Genomic DNA, 16,620 nt, shown 5'->3' with positions numbered 1-16,620 from the left:
GTCAACACGCAACGGAACGCGAAAGCGCAAATCAGGCGCCTTAACGTATAAAGGTAGCAGAATATTACAAAATAATGATATTTTTCTTAAAGTTACACCGTCTCAAGCCGCGCGTAAGCCGCCACCAGCCATTTGATTCCCTGGCCCTGAAAAGCCACCTGCAGCCGGCTGTGCTCGCCGCTGCCTTCGAGGTTGACGATAGTGCCTTCGCCAAACTTCGGATGACGCACCCGCTGACCTAACTTGTAGCCGGTATCGCTCTCGGCAATCGGCGCCCCCAGTCGCTGGTGGTTTACCGGACGGCTCACCGTGGCCCGCAGACGCACTTCTTCTACGCACTCCTGCGGCAGTTCTCCAATAAAGCGCGACGGGCGATGGTAAACCTCTTTGCCGTACAGACGGCGGGTTTCGGCGTAGGTCAGCGTCAGCTTCTGCATGGCGCGCGTCACGCCAACGTAGGCCAGGCGACGCTCTTCTTCCAGGCGGCCGCCTTCATCAAGCGCCATCTGGCTCGGGAACATCCCTTCTTCGACGCCGACGATAAACACCTGCGGGAATTCCAGCCCTTTCGCCGAGTGCAGGGTCATCAGTTGAACCGCGTCCTGCCAGGTGTCCGCCTGCCCCTCGCCCGCTTCCAGCGCGGCGTGGGAGAGGAACGCCTGCAGCGGCATCAGGTCTTCATCTTCTTCGTTGTAGCTGAACTGGCGCGTCGCCGTCACCAGTTCCTCTAAGTTTTCAATACGGGTCTGGCCCTTCTCGCCTTTCTCCTGCTCGTACATCGCGCGCAGCCCGGAGTCTTTAATCACCCGATCGGTCTGAACATGTAGCGGCATATCGGCGGTTTCCTGCGCCAGCGCGTCAATCAACTCCATAAATCGCTGCAGAGCGCTGGCGGCTCGGCCAGCCAGCACTTTCTCTTTCAGCAGCTCGCGGCAGGCCTGCCACAGCGTCAGCTGACGATCGCGCGACGTCTGGCGCACCACGTCCAGCGTACGATCGCCGATGCCGCGAGTCGGCGTATTGACCACCCGCTCAAACGCTGCATCGTCGTTACGGTTGGCAATCAGGCGCAGGTAAGAGAGCGCATCTTTGATTTCCTGACGTTCGAAGAAGCGCATACCGCCGTAGATACGGTACGGCATGCTGGCCTGCAGGAGCGCCTCTTCCAGCACGCGCGACTGGGCGTTACTGCGATAGAGAATGGCGCATTGCTCCAGCGCGCCGCCGTTCTCCTGCCAGGTTTTAATGCGGTTCACCACGAAGCGCGCTTCGTCGAGATCGTTGAAGGCGCAGTACAGCGAAATCGGCTCGCCGTCGGCGCCGTCGGTCCACAGCTTCTTGCCCAGGCGCCCGTTGTTGTTTTCAATCAGGGCGTTGGCAGCGCTAAGAATATTGCTGGTTGAACGATAGTTCTGCTCCAGGCGAATAGTTTCCGCGCCGGGGAAGTCGTTGAGGAAGCGCTGAATGTTCTCAACCTGCGCACCGCGCCAGCCGTAAATCGACTGGTCATCATCGCCGACGATCATCACCTTGCCGGTATCGCCCGCCAGCAGGCGGATCCAGGCGTACTGGATGTTGTTGGTGTCCTGGAATTCATCGACAAGGATATTGGTGAAACGCTCACGATAGTGCTGCAGGATATGCGGCTTGTTCAGCCACAGCTCGTGCGCGCGCAGCAGCAGCTCGGCGAAATCCACCAGCCCGGCGCGGTCGCAGGCCTCCTGGTAGGCCTGATAGACCTTCTGCCAGGTCTGCTCGACCGGGTTGCCGTAGCTCTGAATGTGATGCGGGCGCAGCCCTTCATCTTTCTGGCTGTTGATGTACCACATCGCCTGACGCGGCGGCCATTGCTTCTCATCGAGGTTCATCGCCTTAATCAGACGCTTCAGCAGACGGAGCTGGTCTTCGCTGTCGAGGATTTGGAAATCCTGCGGCAGGTTGGCGTCCAGATGATGCGCACGCAGCAGGCGGTGCGCGAGGCCGTGGAAGGTGCCTACCCACATGCCGCCCTGGGTAGTGCCCATCAGCTGGCCGATACGGTGGCGCATCTCCGCCGCCGCTTTGTTGGTAAAGGTCACCGCCATAATCGAGTACGGCGAGCAGTTCTCCACGCTCAGCAGCCAGGCGATACGGTGCACCAGAACGCGCGTCTTACCACTGCCCGCCCCTGCCAGAACCAGCATATTGGTGCGCGAGGCCGCTACGGCTTCACGCTGTTTGTCATTAAGGCTGTCGAGCAGGTAAGAAACGTCCATTGGCACCGCCGGAAGAGAAGGGGTTCCATGAACCCCTGTTAATATATACAGAGTGACTGGTGATTATATCAGCGAGGTTAGAGATGCCAACCGTGAAATTTCAATATGCGGCAGCAGGCGGCTGTCCGCGGTGTGCATCAGGTCCGCGCCTTGCGGTTTGATCCAGCAGGCCTGCATCCCACAGCGCAGCGAACCGGCGACGTCGGTCGTCAGATCATCGCCGACGTGCAGAATGTGCCCGAGCGGTAAATTCAGACGCGCCGCCGCCAGGTGATACATATCGGCAAACGGCTTGGAACGACCATCCGGACCCGCGCGCAGCACGAAGCGGAAATAGTCGCTCAGGCCGAACAGCTCGGGGCGGGCGTTGCCATTGGTAATGGCCACCAGCGGCCACTTCTGTGCCAGCTTCGCCAGCGTATCGTGGGTCTCCTGCGGAACATCGACCCGGCTGCGCCAGTGGGCGAAGTTTTCCATCGCCGCATCGGCGCCGGCTTTTGCCGCTTCGGCGGAGAGCCCAGCGTTACGCATGCCGAGCTCCAGCGCACGATGGCGCCAGACGGTCACGTCGTGGTAGATCTCCGGCTCAGATGCCAGCAGCGTCTGACGCAGTTGGTTAAGCTCATGGGCATCGAACTGGCTGAGCGACGGATGGTAATTGCGCACAAAGGCCAGCGACTCGTGCATCGTCCGGTCAATCACCGGGCGGTTATCATATAGGGTGTCGTCCAGGTCAAACGTCAGTGCGGAAATCTGGCCCAGAGGTCGGTAAAAACGCATTATTTCCCCCGTTTAGCGCGCGGATGCGCGGCATCGTACACCGAGGCAAGGTGTTGAAAGTCAAGATGGGTATAGATTTGAGTGGTGGAGAGGTTAGCATGGCCCAACAGCTCCTGCACGCCGCGCAGATCGCCACTGGACTCCAGCATATGGGTAGCAAAGGAGTGGCGCAGCTTGTGCGGGTGCACATGGCTGTTCAGCCCCTGCTTAATCCCCCACTCGGCAAATCGCTTCTGCACGTTGCGCGCCGAAATGCGTTTACCCAGCTTCGACAAAAACAGCGCGTCGTCATCAGTACCGAACAGGCCGCGCAAATCCAGCCAGTGCTCAATCCACGCCACCGCGTTACGACCGATCGGCAAACGGCGTTCTTTGCTGCCTTTGCCCATCACCCAAACCTCACCGCTTTCGAGGTCGAGGTGCTTAATATCAAGGTTGACCAGCTCAGACAGACGCAGACCTGCACCGTACATCACTTCCAGCATCGCCCGGTCGCGCACCGCGAGCGGATCGTTGAGGTCGATATCCAGCAGCCGATTTACATCATCGACATCGATATTTTTCGGCAAGTGGCGGGGAATTTTCGGCGCCGCAATCCCCTTCGCCGGGTTAGCGGCCAGTTCGCCCTGACTGACCATCCAGTCAAAGAAGCTGCGTAGCGCGGAAAGCCGCAGCGCCAGGCTCGCCGGGCCTAAACCCGCACGGCGGCTGCGTACCGCAAAGCTACGCACCTGAGCGGCATCGCACTGCTGCCAGCTTTTCAGCCCCGCCTCATCCGCCAGGGCGATCAACGCGTCCAGCTGACGCTGGTAGTTAGTCAGCGTAATCGGGCTAAGCTGACGCTCAACGCCGAGATAGCGCAGGAAGCGGTCGACGCAGGCGGAAAGCGGAGAGTCGGTCATGCGCGTTCAATCCAGCGCTCCAGCAGGCCAGGGAGCATCTGCGCAATTTCCTGCAGCAACTGCGTCCCCTGCCCTGACTGATAATGCTGCGCATCGCGGCTGCTAAAGAGCATCACGCCCGGAGCGTTATCGCCGCCCAGCATCGACATCGCCACGGATCCAATGGCCTTCGCTTCCGGTAGCACCACCAGCAGCTCCGGACCGTTCAGCGGCCCAAGATAGTGGCGCGCCTGGCCCAGACGTTGAATACGGATCGGCTCAAACGCCTGCCGGCTTAACGCCAAATGGGTAAACTTCGAGGGCGCGCCGAGGCGCCAGCAGTCAGGGAACAGGCGCACCGTGGCGCCAGCTAACCCCAGCTCGCGAGCCCAGCGATGAAGGCGGTTGAGCATATCATCGAGGCTCTCCGCGGCCGCCAGCCGCGTTTGCAGCTGCAGCAGGCGCTGGAACAGGCTTTCATTAGCGACCGCCTGCTCCATCAGCAGCGACATATTCTCTTCCAGCACATGAATATGGTTACGCGCCCGCATCATGTGCCACTCCACCAGCGAAATCGAACCGCGGACCGGATGCGGGACACGGATATGTTCAACCTGGGCGGCATTACGAATAAAAAATTCAGGATGTTGCAACAGATAGTCCACCACCGCCCGATCGTTCAACGCGCTGGTAACCTCCTGCTGTTCTTCCCCGATTGGTTTCATAAATGAATAAATCCATCATAGACATGGGCCGCCGGGCCGGTCATAAACAGCGGCTGGCCCGGGCCTTTCCAGGCGATATCAAGACGACCGCCGGGCAATTCCACGCGTACCGTTTCAGCGAGCAGCCCCTGCTGGATCCCCACCGCCACCGCGGCGCAGGCGCCGCTGCCGCAGGCCTGGGTTTCCCCCGCGCCGCGTTCGTAGACGCGCAGACGGATGTGGGACCGGCCGACCACCTGCATAAAGCCGATATTGGCGCGCTCCGGAAAACGCTCGTGGCTTTCCATCACCGGGCCGAGGGTTTCTACGGCCGCCGTATCCACGTCATCCACCTGGATGACGCAGTGCGGATTCCCCATGGACACCACGCCGCACAATACTGTCTGCTCGGCGGCACGCATGATATAGGTCTTTTCCGCTTTGTTGGCGCGGAACGGCACCTGGGACGGCTCAAAGTTAGGCTCGCCCATATTCACCCGCACCAGATCGTCTTCCGTTACGCTTAATACCATACGCCCGTTGGCCGTACTCACGCGAATATCACGTTTATTGGTCAGGCCTTTCAGCCGGACAAAGCGGGCAAAACAGCGCGCGCCGTTGCCGCACTGCGACACTTCGCTGCCGTCGGCGTTAAAGATCCGGTAATGAAAATCCAGATCGGGATCGTAGGGCGGCTCGACGACCAACAGCTGATCGAACCCGACGCCAAGATGGCGATCTGCCAGGCGGCGAATCAACTCCGGCGAGAAAAAAACATTCTGCGTTACCGCGTCAACGACCATAAAATCGTTGCCAAGGCCATGCATTTTAGAGAACTGCATCATCTACTCCAGTTGCGCGGAACAGAACGTTATCGTTAGTAATTGACCTGGCTCGGACCACCGGTATCGCCACGATCGTTACGATCCGGCGTTGAGCTCTGAATGCCCGGGTTAACCGGTTTGGTCGGCGGCGGCGCGGTTTTGTCCGCCGGCGGGAAATAAAGAGGCCCTTTCAGACCGCAGCCGGTCAGGCTGAAGATCGCAAACAAAACGGCAAGCGTAGGAAAAACGTTTTTCATTGATAGTTGCCCGTGATTCATTCTTTCTGCTTTCTATCATCGCAGGAGAAGACGTAAAAGCAAGCCTTTAGCATCCGACTGCGCGCGCTTTTGTTTCGCGCTATACTGCCGCCATCTTCAAAAAAGCAGGATAGAACCATGAACGACAGTGAATTCCATCGCCTGGCGGATAGCCTGTGGATGACCATCGAAGAACGCCTGGACGACTGGGACGGCGATAGCGACATCGACTGTGAAATCAACGGCGGCGTGCTGACCATCAGCTTTGAAAACGGCAGCAAAATCATTATTAACCGTCAGGAGCCGCTGCACCAGGTGTGGCTGGCCACCAAACAGGGCGGCTACCATTTTGATCTCAAAGGCGACGAGTGGATCTGCGATCGCAGCGGCGAGACCTTCTGGGATTTGCTGGAGCAGGCGGCGAGCCAGCAGGCCGGTGAGACGGTGAAATTCCGTTAATGACGTGTTTCCCGGATGGCGGCGCATCGCGCCTTATCCGGGCTACCCGACGACTTAGAACCGTAGCCCTGCTAAGCGCAGCGCCAGCAGGGAATATCTCCGGATAGCGGCTCACGCCTTATCCGGGCCAAATCTACGAGTAGCGCTGCTGCAGCACCGGCGAGGCGGTAACGTCCTGGCTGGTGGGTATCGCGGCGGCAATCGCCTGGGTGCGGAAGGGGATCACCTGGGTGCGCCCGTCTACCTCGACAATCTGATAGAACTGCGGCAGGTTGAAGTTGATAAAGCTGGAGCCGTAGGTGAAACGATCGTGCGATGACGAATAGAAGCGGCTGACGTCGCGCACCAGCTCCTCTTTACTGCCCTCGCAGTGATGATAGACCTCGGCACGGTTGCTCTCATCAAGAATATAGATGTTAAAGCCGCTGTCGTTGTTATCCGCATCTTCAAAGAAGAACTGAATAATCCCTTCGCTGGCGAAGCCATCCACCACCGCCGGCAGCTTAACGTGATTGGTTTCCACCTGCACCGACAACCCGTGAAGCTTGTTGTGCGAGATAGCGCCGTAGAACTCAATGGCGTTTTCCAGCTTCTGCACCGAAACGTTAAGACGCTCGAAGAACAGCCCCCACGTCTGGCCGGAGACGCGCAGCGCTTTGAAGCGCCCGGTATCCTGGCGGGTACTGGAGAGACGCAGTTCGATGCATTCGGAGATCATCTGCTGCACGCGGGTACGGATCAGGCCGCGCAGGTGCTGGCTATAGCAGAACACCTCCACGCTGTCCGGCGGCGCGGCGTCCTGATGCATTTTGCCGAGGATCGTCTTCAGCGCTTCGATCATCGCCTGCTCGCCGTTAAAGTGCAGCGTACGCACTTCGTTCCACGAGTTGCGATACAGCAGGTCGACGCTGCCGATCAGGCATTTTTGCTCTTCGCCGAAGCTGAAAACATCCAGTTTACGGAAGTCGAAGTGCACCACCTGATTGCGGAAGGCCGCGGTCGGGTCATATTCGAGGTTGACGATAATCGCCAGATGGCGGATTTCGCACGGGCTGTACAGCGCTTTTGGCGTCGGCGCCGGCAGGCGCAGCGGGAAGTGGTGCGACACGTCGGCCACCATCTCCTGCAGCTTCGCCAGATCGACGATGCCGTTGCCCTTAATAAACAGGCGAGTGCGTGAGGTCAGCAGGCCGTTAAACCAGGCCCAGGCCACCAGCTTATTAAGATAACGGTTATATTCCAGCGGCTGATGGCTGATGATCGATTCCATATCCGGCGCGCGGTTATACAGATACCAACCGGTACGGTTGGCACGGCCCGGCGGCACGTGGATAAAGGTCAGGTTCGGTTCCGACAGATCCGGCGAAATTTGCGGGTTCACCAGCGTCACTTTCCCCGGCAGCGCTTCAAAGGCCGCATACAGCTTACGGGTCAGCACGCCAATATCCTGAGGGCTGGCGGAGACGCTAAGGTTATTGCGCCGCGCGAAGCGGATCAGATTACGATAGCTCTGCATCATGGCGTCGAGCAGTTCGTTGTGCGCCTTGCGCACTTCATCAATTTTCCAGTTGGCGCGGTTGTCGAGCATCATCAGACGCTTTTCGTCCCAGCCCCAGGCATTCACCAACTGGCTGACGACTTCGCGACGCCAGCCGACGCAGGCGCGTTCGCGGCTGAGTTTTTCACAGACTTTCAGGTAGAAGCAGCGGCGCACCAGGTCGAGGCGGGTTTCATCTTCGATGGCCTGCAGATAGGTAGTCACGCGCTCCAGCATCATGCAGTACGGGTCGAGGCCGAAGGAGACAATCTCGCCGTCGTGCAGACGCTGTTTGATATCTTTCGCTAACAGGCGGTTATTGGGGTATTCCCAGGAGTAGGCTTCCAGCAGCAGCGTTTTCAGCACCGCTTTATAGGGGGAGTCGATACTCTTATACAGCTGCCACAGGCTGGCGCCGAAGTACTCTTCCGCCGACAGCGAACTGAGGCCGCCGAGATCGAGCCATTCGTTAGGCGTCAGCACGCCCTGAGCATACAGCCCCATGACGTAATCATCGTAATGCTCTTCTTCATCGCACGGCACCATATTCCACAGAATACGCTTGCCGGCGAGACGCACCGCGGTGCGATAGAACTCATCGAGCAACAGGATATGCTGAGTCGAACCGCAGTCTTCGCCGCCGAGGCTGCCGCTTTCATTATGACGGAAGCGGTTTTCGTCGATCAGGAAGAAGCTGACTTCCACGCCGAGCGAGGCCGCCCAGCTCTCAAGCAGGCTGCATTTTCGCTGCAGCAGCTGGCGCTCTTCGCTATCCAGCCAGGCCTGGTGACATACCCAGATATCCAGATCGGAAGAACAGCTTTGACCAACGGAGGAAGTACTGCCCATCGAGTAGACGCCGGTGATCGGCAGCTCGCCTTTCGGCGGCTCCTGGGTCTGCATACCGCGATGCAGCTCCAGTTCTTCAAGATAGTGGCGTTGGGTTTCATCAGGCGTGTAGAGGCAAATGCCACGGGGAACGTTACCGTCAAGGTAACCCGGCATCAGCGGGTGATGATAATGTAGTAACGTTGGCAGTAGACTGTAAACCTGCTGGAAAGCGGGTCCCATGGCAGCAAGCGCGCGATCCACGCGCAATTGGTTGATGGCATCCAGTCTCTGTTTCAGTGTCTCAATATAGAGGTACAAGACATATCGCCTGATGTTCAAAAACCCGAAGTACAATAGTACGGAGGATTTCAGTATTTCAACAAAAACCGTCACCATTCGTCGTCGGTGTGGTTGTGATGAGCAGCGGACGGACAAATGGTTTAAAACGTGATCAATTTAACACCTTGCTCATTGACCGTAAAGAAAGATGCGCTACATACAAGTGTAGCACCGTTTATTACCTGTAAATTCCTCACTACGCCTCCGGCAACCGCCACGCGCATGAAAGGTTAAAAAAGAGAAGGCCGGAGCCATCTCCCACATAAACCGTGAAAACTAACATCCGTAAGACAACAATGTTAGGATGGATAGTGGTCGACAATGACGGTAACAAGCATGTTAGACAAAGTTTTGAAAATTGCCACACGGCAAAGCCCGCTTGCGCTATGGCAGGCGCAGTATGTTAAAGCGCGCCTGGAACACGCGCATCCAGGACTGAACGTCGAGCTGGTGCCGATGGTTACGCGCGGTGATGTCATCCTTGATACGCCCCTGGCAAAGGTGGGCGGCAAGGGCTTATTTGTGAAAGAGTTAGAGCTCGCCATGCTCGAAGGGCGGGCCGATATCGCCGTCCATTCGATGAAAGATGTCCCGGTGGAATTCCCGGAGGGCCTGGGGTTGGTCACCATCTGCGAGCGCGACGATCCGCGCGACGCGTTTGTTTCCAATCACTATGCCTCAATTGACGAACTGCCGGCCGGCAGCGTCGTTGGCACGTCAAGTTTACGCCGTCAGTGCCAGCTGGCCGCCACCCGTCCAGACCTGGTGATCCGCTCTCTGCGCGGTAACGTCGGTACCCGGCTGAGTAAACTGGATAACGGTGAGTATGACGCCATTATCCTTGCCGCCGCCGGGTTGAAGCGCCTGAAACTGGAAGCGCGTATTCGCCAGCCGCTGTCGCCGGAGCAATCCCTGCCGGCCGTCGGCCAGGGCGCGGTGGGTATCGAATGCCGTCTTGACGATGCATGGACCCAGGCGCTGTTAGCGCCCCTCAACCATGCGGAAACCGCAGTACGCGTGCGCGCCGAACGGGCGATGAACACCCGCCTCGAAGGCGGTTGTCAGGTGCCAATTGGCAGCTATGCGGAACTCGTCAACGGCGAACTGTGGTTGCGGGCGCTGGTTGGCGCCCCGGATGGTTCGCAGATGGTACGCGGCGAACGGCGCGGGCCAGCAGAGCAGGCCGAAGCGCTCGGCATCTCGCTGGCGGAAGAGCTCCTGGATAACGGCGCCCGCGACATTCTCGCGGCAGTTTATGATGGAGAAGCCCCACGATGAGCATCCTGGTCACTCGTCCACTCCCGCAAGGGGAAGCGCTGGTCAGCCGTCTGCGGGCCATGGGACGCGTGGCCTGGAGCTTTCCGCTGATAGAATTTACGCCTGGCCGGGAGCTTCCCGTGCTGGGCGACCATCTTGCCCATCTGGGGTCCGACGACCTGCTGTTTGCGCTATCCCAGCATGCGGTGGAATTCGCCCATGCCCGTCTGCAGCAGCAAGGCCTGCCCTGGCCCACTTCTCCGCACTATTTTGCCATTGGTCGAACGACGGCGCTGGCCCTGCATACGGTCAGCGGGCAGCACATCCGTTACCCGTTAGATCGGGAAATTAGCGAAGTCTTGCTACAATTACCTGAATTACAAAACATTGCCGGGAAAAATGCGCTGATCCTACGCGGCAATGGTGGGCGGGAACTCTTAGGTGCCACGCTGGCTGAACGCGGCGCCAGGGTCACATTTTGTGAATGTTATCAACGTAGTGCAAAACATTACGATGGCGCAGAAGAAGCGATGCGCTGGCAGTCTCGCGGGGTCACCACGCTGGTGGTCACCAGCGGTGAGATGCTGCAGCAGCTGTGGTCGCTCATACCGCAATGGTATCGCGAACAATGGCTCCTGCACTGCCGCGTTGTCGTTGTCAGCGAACGTCTGGCCCTTCAGGCCCGGGAACTGGGCTGGCAGGAGATTCAGGTTGCCGATAACGCTGACAACGATGCGCTGCTACGCGCATTACAATAACTCTCAACATTGGAAGCCATAATGACGGAACAACAAAATCAATCCGCCGTGGTTGAAGAGACCAGGGAGGCCGTGGAAACCACACCACAGCCAGAGAACAACGATAAGAAGAAGGCGGGTAACAAAACCAGCCTGGCGCTCAGCGCGATCGCTATCGCCATTGCGATAGCCGCTGGCATCGGCCTGTATGGCCTGAACAAACAGCAGGCCACGCGGCAAAACGCAACCACCTCTGAATTATCAGGCCAGCTTGCGGCACTGCAAAAAGCGCAGGAGAGCCAAAAGAGCGAACTGGAAGGCATTATCAAACAGCAGGCCGACCAGCTGAGTCAGGCCAAACACGAGCAGGAAACCCTGACCAAACAGCTTGATGAGTTGCAGCAGAAAGTCGCCGTGATTTCGGGCAGCGATGCCAAAACCTGGCTGCTGGCCCAGGCCGATTTCCTCGTCAAGCTGGCGGGACGTAAGCTGTGGAGCGATCAGGATGTCACCACCGCCGCCGCGCTGCTAAAAAGCGCCGACGCCAGCCTCGCCGACATGAATGACCCCAGCCTGATCGGCGCCCGCCGGGCGATCACCGACGACATCGCCACCCTCTCCGCGGTAAGCCAGGTGGACTACGACGGTATGATCCTCAAGGTGAATCAGTTGGCGAACCAAATCGACAACCTGCGGCTGGCCGATAATAACGATGACGATTCGCCGATGGACTCTGATAGCGACGAGCTTTCCAGCTCTATCAGCGAATGGCGCGTCAATCTGCAGAAAAGCTGGCAGAACTTTATGGACAGCTTTATCACCGTGCGCCGCCGCGATGAAACCGCGGTCCCGCTGCTGGCGCCGAATCAGGATATCTATCTGCGGGAAAATATTCGCTCTCGCCTGCTGGTCGCCGCGCAGGCAGTGCCGCGCCATCAGGAAGAGACCTGGAAACAGTCGCTGGATAACGTCTCGACCTGGGTACGCGCCTATTACGATACTGATGACGCCACCACCAAAGCCTTCCTCGACGAGGTGGATAAGCTCAGTCAGCAAAGCATTACCATGACGGTGCCGGAAACGCTGCAGAGCCAGGCGTTGCTGGAAAAACTGATGCAGACCCGGGTGCGCAACCTGATGGCGCAGCCTGCCGTTACCGCGGGCGGCGCGCCCTCACCAGCCCCTGCTGCACCGGCCGCCCCTGCTGCGCCGCAAGGAGAGTAACGCATGCTGAAAATTCTTCTACTCTTCGCGCTGTTGATCGCCGGGATCGTGCTTGGCCCGATGATCGCCGGGCATCAGGGCTACGTCCTGATCCAGACCGATAATTACAATATCGAGACCAGCGTGACCGGGCTGGTGATCATCCTGATCCTCGCCATGGTGGTGCTGTTCGCCATTGAATGGCTGCTGCGCCGCATTTTCCGCACCGGGGCACATACGCGCGGCTGGTTTGTCGGCCGTAAACGCCGTCGCGCGCGTAAGCAAACCGAGCAGGCGCTACTCAAGCTGGCGGAAGGTGATTACCAGCAGGTTGAGAAGCTGATGGCGAAAAATGCCGATCACGCCGAACAGCCGGTGGTGAACTATCTGCTGGCGGCGGAAGCGGCCCAGCAGCGCGGCGATGAAGCGCGGGCCAACCAGCATCTGGAGCGCGCCACCGAGCTGGCGGGCGATGACCTGATCCCGGTGGAAATCACCCGCGTTCGCCTGCAGCTGGCACGTAATGAAAATCACGCCGCGCGCCATGGCATCGATAAGCTGCTGGAAATTACTCCGCGTCATCCTGAAGTGCTGCGCCTCGCCGAACAGGCATACACCCGCACCGGCGCCTGGCAGTCGCTGCTGGACATCATTCCATCGATGGCGAAAGCTAACGTCGGCGATGAAGAGCACCGCGCTGCGCTGGAACAGCTGGCCTGGGTTGGCCTGATGGATAAAGCGCTGGCCGACGGCGGCAGCGAAGGGTTGCGCGAATGGTGGCGCAACCAGAGCCGTAAAACGCGGGCGCTGGTGCCGCTGCAGGTGGCGATGGCCGAGCGCCTCATCGAGAGCGACGATCACGATACCGCGCAGCAAATTATCATTGATGGTCTGAAGAAACAGTATGATGACCGTCTGGTGATGCCGATCCCGCGTCTGAAGACCAATAACCCGGAACAGCTGGAGAAAGTGCTGCGCCAGCAGATCAAAGCCGTTGGCGACCGTCCGCTGCTGTGGAGTACCCTGGGCCAGTCGCTGATGCGGCACGGCGAATGGCAGGAGGCCAGCATCGCCTTCCGCGCCGCGCTTAAGCAGCGTCCGGATGCCTTTGATTACGCCTGGCTGGCGGATGCCCTGGATCGCCTGCATCAGCCGGAAGAAGCCGCCGCTATGCGCCGCGATGGGCTGCTGCTGACGCTGCAGAATAATCCTCAGCCGTAACCTGCCATGGCTATCGCCTCCTGCGGGGCGATAGCCCTTCTCCCCCGCCTTCGCGTTGACGGATCCCTGAAAGAAAAAAACGCCTGCGCTGAAATCAGGGCAGGCGTTAAAACAGGTCTGTTTGACAACAAATTGGGTGCTTCACTCAACGTAATGTCCATGGTGTTTGATGAGGCATAAATGCGACATCTGTCAGTGGACGATAAGCACCGTAAGAACGGCTCTGCATCATTCCGGAGTTTATGAGGCACGAAGGCGAACATAAGAGATGGAATGAGCATCTACCCGGTTATTATCGCACAGGATCCGGGGAAATTGCATCTACCACAGTGATGAATTGAGAGTTTTCCTGACGCGTATTCTCAAGCAGAGAGGCGTTTTTTTATCAGCAAGATCAGGGGAATAAATAATGGCGGGCAGCGACAGAAAACAAAAAACCCCGCCGAAGCGGGGTTCAAAATTGGTCGGCGAGAGAGGATTCGAACCTCCGACCCACTGGTCCCAAACCAGTTGCGCTACCAAGCTGCGCTACTCGCCGAAATACTGCTTTTTGAATTTTTAGTTCAATTCGTTAAAGTCGTGGTGCGAGGGGGGGGACTTGAACCCCCACGTCCGTAAGAACACTAACACCTGAAGCTAGCGCGTCTACCAATTCCGCCACCTTCGCAAATTCACAACTCTATCAAATAATGGGGTGGCTAATGGGATTCGAACCCACGACAACTGGAATCACAATCCAGGGCTCTACCAACTGAGCTATAGCCACCACTGCAAACCTTTTACGCGGTATTAAAACCACCGCAGCTCCAGCACCGGGTTAATGGTGCGCCCGACAGGATTCGAACCTGAGACCTCTGCCTCCGGAGGGCAGCGCTCTATCCAGCTGAGCTACGGGCGCTTAGCGCCGTTGCGGGGTCGGATAATACGGACTTCCTACCCCGCTGTCTAGTGCCTTTTAAAAGAAAATTATCGTTTGCTCATGCTTTGTTCGTTTTGACGGTTATTCAGCCGTATTATTGACTTGCCCCTGTCTTCCGAGGCCAAACACCTTATAAATCAGGGTGACGGCGGCCAGGAAAATAATACCGACAAACAGCGACATCCGGGTTTCATCATTCAGACCCATCCCTACCAGCACACAGATCAGGAAGGCCATGGTGAAATAGTTGGCCCACGGAAACAGCAGCGAACGGAACGGATGGCTGGCGATTGCCGCCCGATGCACGCGACGGAAACGCAGCTGGCTAATCAGGATCACAAACCATGGCACCATCCCTGGCAACACGCTGGCGCTGTAGACATAGACAAACACCCGCTGCGGATTAGGAATGATGTAATTCAGGCAGGAGCCCACCAGCAGGATCAGAATCGACAGCGCCACGCCGACGGCCGGAACGCCGTTGCGCGATACCTTACCGATCACCGCCGGCAGTTGGCGGTTCTTCGCCAGGGCGTACAGCATACGTCCACAGCTGTACATTCCGCTGTTGCAGCCGGAAAGCGCCGCCGTCAGCACCACGAAGTTGATAATTCCCGCCGCCGCGGTAATCCCGATTTTGGCAAACGTCAGTACGAACGGGCTGCCGTTGGAGCCGATTTGATCCCACGGGAAGATGGTGACGATAACGAAAATCGCGCCCACGTAGAAAATCAGGATCCGCCACAGCACTTTGCCCACCGCGCTGCGCAGGGTCACCTGCGGATTTTTCGCTTCACCTGCGGTAATGCCGATGAGCTCCACCCCCTGATAGGACGCGACCACGATACACAGCGCCGTCAGGAAGCCCTTCCAGCCGCCGGCGAAGAAACCGCCATGTTCGGTGAGATTACCAAAACCAATGGAGTGGCCGCCGTTGCCAAAGCCGAAGAAAATGACGCCCAGCCCGACGACGATCATCACGATAATGGTGGTGACTTTAATCATGGCGAACCAGAACTCGATTTCACCGTACAGCCGGACCGCCGCCAGGTTCGCCAGCGCCACCAGCCCCACGGCAATTAACGCCGGGATCCACTGCGCCATCTCCGGGAACCAGAACTGCACATAGACCCCGATGGCGGTAATCTCCGAGATCCCCACCGCCATCCACATAAACCAGTAGGACCACGCGGTCAGGTAGCCGAAGAAGGGGCTCATATAGCGATGCGCATACACCGCGAAGGAGCCAGTGACAGGCTCAAGGAACAGCATTTCGCCCATTGAGCGCATAATGAAAAAGACGAACAGGCCAGCGATAATGTACGCCAGCAGCACGGAAGGCCCGGCCCATTTCAACGTACTGGCCGCCCCCATAAACAACCCCACGCCAATCGTCCCGCCAAGGGCGATCAGTTCAATATGCCGGGCCTCCAGTCCACGCTGGAGCTCCGCTTTTTTCTCAGTCATATATCCTCTTGTGTTTGCCGTATTCCGGGTACTCCCGGTTATTGTTATTAACTGAAACCATAGCCTTGCCGACGCGCAGATCTCCCCCGCGCGTATGAAGCCTGCGAATGGTTAATTAATTTTACGGAAATGGCAAATAAAGTATCAGGCGAGTGAAGAGATTACACAGAATATGTATGCAAACTCGCCTGGTTGCAGTGGAATATCAGAGCTTGCCGGTATAATGCCAACGTAAATAGCGCAGCAGACGGAACTGTCTCTTGATGCGGCTCGGCTGCAAAAGCAGGCGATAGAACCACTCCAGCCCCAGATCCTGCCAGAACTTCGGCGCCCGATGGACGTGCCCAGTGAAGACATCGTAAGTGCCGCCGACGCCCATATACAGCGCGTGCGGATACAGGCGCCGGCAGTCGCGCATGAAGATCTCCTGGCGCGGCGACCCCATCGCGACGGTGACGATTTTCGCCCCGCTGTCGCGAATGCGTTCGAACAATGCCTGGCGCTGCTCAGGGGTAAAATAACCGTCCTGGCTGCCGACGATGTTCACTTGCCAGCGCTGACGCAGCCTGGACTCCGTTTGCGTCAGGACCTCCGGTTTACCACCAACCAAAAACACCGGTGTCCCTTCAGCGCCAGCGCGCTGCATTAACGCTTCCCAGAGATCGGCCCCGGCGACGCGGGATACCTGGGCCTGCGGGTATTTTTTGCGCAGCGAACGCACCACGCTGATGCCATCCGCATATTTAAACTCCGCCGCCTCAATCAGCGCCCGTACCTCCGGGTTATCTTCTACGGCCAGCATTTTCTCAGCATTAATGGCCACCAGCGTCCCCTCCCGGAGCGCGCCGTCGGCATACAAATAATCCAGAGCGTGCTGCATATCGCGCCAGCCTATGAGCTGCAGCCCTCTTAACAGATACAACGGCGCGGAAATGGTCCCAGTCATGTC

At 58.2% G+C, this 16,620-nt stretch carries 14 protein-coding genes and 4 tRNA genes; 5 read left to right on the top strand and 13 right to left on the bottom strand.

Annotated features, from left to right (window positions below; genetic code table 11):
• Nucleotides 1-92: 92 nt before the first annotated feature.
• From uvrD to lptM, 6 genes are all read right to left on the bottom strand, one after another.
• Entirely contained in the window at nt 93-2,255 is a 2,163-nt protein-coding gene (gene uvrD / locus SPE70_RS00595; protein ID WP_012543235.1) for a DNA helicase II, read from the bottom strand.
• Nucleotides 2,256-2,318: 63 nt separating this feature from the next.
• The gene (gene yigB, locus SPE70_RS00590) at nt 2,319-3,035 is read right to left on the bottom strand and encodes a 5-amino-6-(5-phospho-D-ribitylamino)uracil phosphatase YigB (protein WP_012969191.1); all 717 of its coding nucleotides are present in this window, start codon (nt 3,033-3,035) and stop codon (nt 2,319-2,321) included.
• Nucleotides 3,035-3,937 (bottom strand): tyrosine recombinase XerC, encoded by a 903-nt coding sequence (xerC, locus tag SPE70_RS00585; protein WP_023296872.1) that lies wholly within the window; start codon nt 3,935-3,937, stop codon nt 3,035-3,037. Before xerC ends, yigB begins: the two co-directional genes overlap by 1 nt.
• Nucleotides 3,934-4,641, bottom strand: a complete 708-nt coding sequence (locus SPE70_RS00580; protein ID WP_008807952.1) for a DUF484 domain-containing protein — start codon at nt 4,639-4,641, stop codon at nt 3,934-3,936. Before SPE70_RS00580 ends, xerC begins: the two co-directional genes overlap by 4 nt.
• Nucleotides 4,638-5,462 carry a diaminopimelate epimerase gene (dapF, locus tag SPE70_RS00575; RefSeq protein WP_002883394.1) on the bottom strand — a complete coding sequence of 275 codons (825 nt, stop codon included), beginning with the start codon at nt 5,460-5,462 and terminating at the stop codon, nt 4,638-4,640. Before dapF ends, SPE70_RS00580 begins: the two co-directional genes overlap by 4 nt.
• Before the next feature lie 35 nt (nt 5,463-5,497).
• Nucleotides 5,498-5,701, bottom strand: coding sequence for an LPS translocon maturation chaperone LptM (lptM, locus tag SPE70_RS00570; RefSeq protein WP_004886794.1), 204 nt, complete (start codon nt 5,699-5,701; stop codon nt 5,498-5,500).
• Nucleotides 5,702-5,839: 138 nt separating this feature from the next.
• On the opposite strand from lptM, the gene cyaY reads away from it, so the two are divergent.
• Entirely contained in the window at nt 5,840-6,160 is a 321-nt protein-coding gene (gene cyaY / locus SPE70_RS00565) for an iron donor protein CyaY (RefSeq protein ID WP_002883389.1), read from the top strand.
• 133 nt (nt 6,161-6,293) lie between these two features.
• On the opposite strand, the gene cyaA is transcribed toward cyaY, so the two are convergent.
• Complete coding sequence (gene cyaA, locus SPE70_RS00560; RefSeq protein ID WP_002883383.1) at nt 6,294-8,846, bottom strand: class I adenylate cyclase; 2,553 nt, start codon at nt 8,844-8,846, stop codon at nt 6,294-6,296.
• 357 nt (nt 8,847-9,203) lie between these two features.
• On the opposite strand from cyaA, the gene hemC reads away from it, so the two are divergent.
• The 4 genes from hemC to hemY are packed head-to-tail and all read left to right on the top strand — an operon-like array spanning nt 9,204 to nt 13,285.
• Nucleotides 9,204-10,145 (top strand): hydroxymethylbilane synthase, encoded by a 942-nt coding sequence (gene hemC / locus SPE70_RS00555; protein WP_032734013.1) that lies wholly within the window; start codon nt 9,204-9,206, stop codon nt 10,143-10,145.
• Nucleotides 10,142-10,882: a uroporphyrinogen-III synthase gene (gene hemD, locus SPE70_RS00550; protein ID WP_012969195.1), complete on the top strand. Its 741-nt coding sequence runs from the start codon at nt 10,142-10,144 to the stop codon at nt 10,880-10,882. The genes hemC and hemD overlap by 4 nt, the downstream gene beginning before the upstream one ends.
• A gap of 21 nt (nt 10,883-10,903) precedes the next feature.
• Nucleotides 10,904-12,085 (top strand): uroporphyrinogen-III C-methyltransferase, encoded by a 1,182-nt coding sequence (gene hemX, locus SPE70_RS00545; RefSeq protein WP_008807955.1) that lies wholly within the window; start codon nt 10,904-10,906, stop codon nt 12,083-12,085.
• Nucleotides 12,086-12,088: 3 nt separating this feature from the next.
• Nucleotides 12,089-13,285 (top strand): protoheme IX biogenesis protein HemY, encoded by a 1,197-nt coding sequence (hemY, locus tag SPE70_RS00540; protein WP_008807956.1) that lies wholly within the window; start codon nt 12,089-12,091, stop codon nt 13,283-13,285.
• A gap of 461 nt (nt 13,286-13,746) precedes the next feature.
• Here hemY and SPE70_RS00535 read toward each other — a convergent pair.
• From SPE70_RS00535 to wecG, 6 genes are all read right to left on the bottom strand, one after another.
• Nucleotides 13,747-13,823 (bottom strand) — tRNA-Pro (locus SPE70_RS00535).
• A gap of 42 nt (nt 13,824-13,865) precedes the next feature.
• Nucleotides 13,866-13,952: transfer RNA gene (locus SPE70_RS00530), tRNA-Leu, on the bottom strand.
• A 23-nt stretch (nt 13,953-13,975) separates the two neighbouring features.
• Nucleotides 13,976-14,051, bottom strand: a tRNA-His gene (locus SPE70_RS00525).
• A 55-nt stretch (nt 14,052-14,106) separates the two neighbouring features.
• Nucleotides 14,107-14,183: transfer RNA gene (locus tag SPE70_RS00520), tRNA-Arg, on the bottom strand.
• Between the two features lie 102 nt (nt 14,184-14,285).
• A complete protein-coding gene (thrP, locus tag SPE70_RS00515; protein WP_064170677.1) occupies nt 14,286-15,671 on the bottom strand; it encodes a bifunctional threonine/serine APC transporter ThrP in 1,386 nt (461 codons plus the stop codon).
• 205 nt (nt 15,672-15,876) lie between these two features.
• Nucleotides 15,877-16,617, bottom strand: coding sequence for a lipopolysaccharide N-acetylmannosaminouronosyltransferase (gene wecG / locus SPE70_RS00510; RefSeq protein WP_012969197.1), 741 nt, complete (start codon nt 16,615-16,617; stop codon nt 15,877-15,879).
• Between the last annotated feature and the right edge of the window lie 3 nt (nt 16,618-16,620).

Source organism: Klebsiella sp. ZJOU C1 (assembly GCF_035620215.1).
Lineage (GTDB): Bacteria > Pseudomonadota > Gammaproteobacteria > Enterobacterales > Enterobacteriaceae > Klebsiella > Klebsiella variicola.
Note: the sequence above shows the minus strand (reverse complement) of the source record. Positions and strands in the feature narration are given on the sequence as shown.

Bases quoted from the DNA above. Each gene is read 5' to 3' on its own strand.
- wecG (WP_012969197.1), bottom strand. From the start codon at position 16,617: ATGACTGGGACCATTTCCGCGCCGTTGTATCTGTTAAGAGGGCTGCAG.
- hemX (WP_008807955.1), top strand. From the start codon at position 10,904: ATGACGGAACAACAAAATCAATCCGCCGTGGTTGAAGAGACCAGGGAG.
- cyaY (WP_002883389.1), top strand. From the start codon at position 5,840: ATGAACGACAGTGAATTCCATCGCCTGGCGGATAGCCTGTGGATGACC.
- thrP (WP_064170677.1), bottom strand. From the start codon at position 15,671: ATGACTGAGAAAAAAGCGGAGCTCCAGCGTGGACTGGAGGCCCGGCAT.
- lptM (WP_004886794.1), bottom strand. From the start codon at position 5,701: ATGAAAAACGTTTTTCCTACGCTTGCCGTTTTGTTTGCGATCTTCAGC.
- SPE70_RS00580 (WP_008807952.1), bottom strand. From the start codon at position 4,641: ATGAAACCAATCGGGGAAGAACAGCAGGAGGTTACCAGCGCGTTGAAC.
- hemY (WP_008807956.1), top strand. From the start codon at position 12,089: ATGCTGAAAATTCTTCTACTCTTCGCGCTGTTGATCGCCGGGATCGTG.
- dapF (WP_002883394.1), bottom strand. From the start codon at position 5,462: ATGCAGTTCTCTAAAATGCATGGCCTTGGCAACGATTTTATGGTCGTT.
- hemD (WP_012969195.1), top strand. From the start codon at position 10,142: ATGAGCATCCTGGTCACTCGTCCACTCCCGCAAGGGGAAGCGCTGGTC.
- uvrD (WP_012543235.1), bottom strand. From the start codon at position 2,255: ATGGACGTTTCTTACCTGCTCGACAGCCTTAATGACAAACAGCGTGAA.
- xerC (WP_023296872.1), bottom strand. From the start codon at position 3,937: ATGACCGACTCTCCGCTTTCCGCCTGCGTCGACCGCTTCCTGCGCTAT.
- yigB (WP_012969191.1), bottom strand. From the start codon at position 3,035: ATGCGTTTTTACCGACCTCTGGGCCAGATTTCCGCACTGACGTTTGAC.
- hemC (WP_032734013.1), top strand. From the start codon at position 9,204: ATGTTAGACAAAGTTTTGAAAATTGCCACACGGCAAAGCCCGCTTGCG.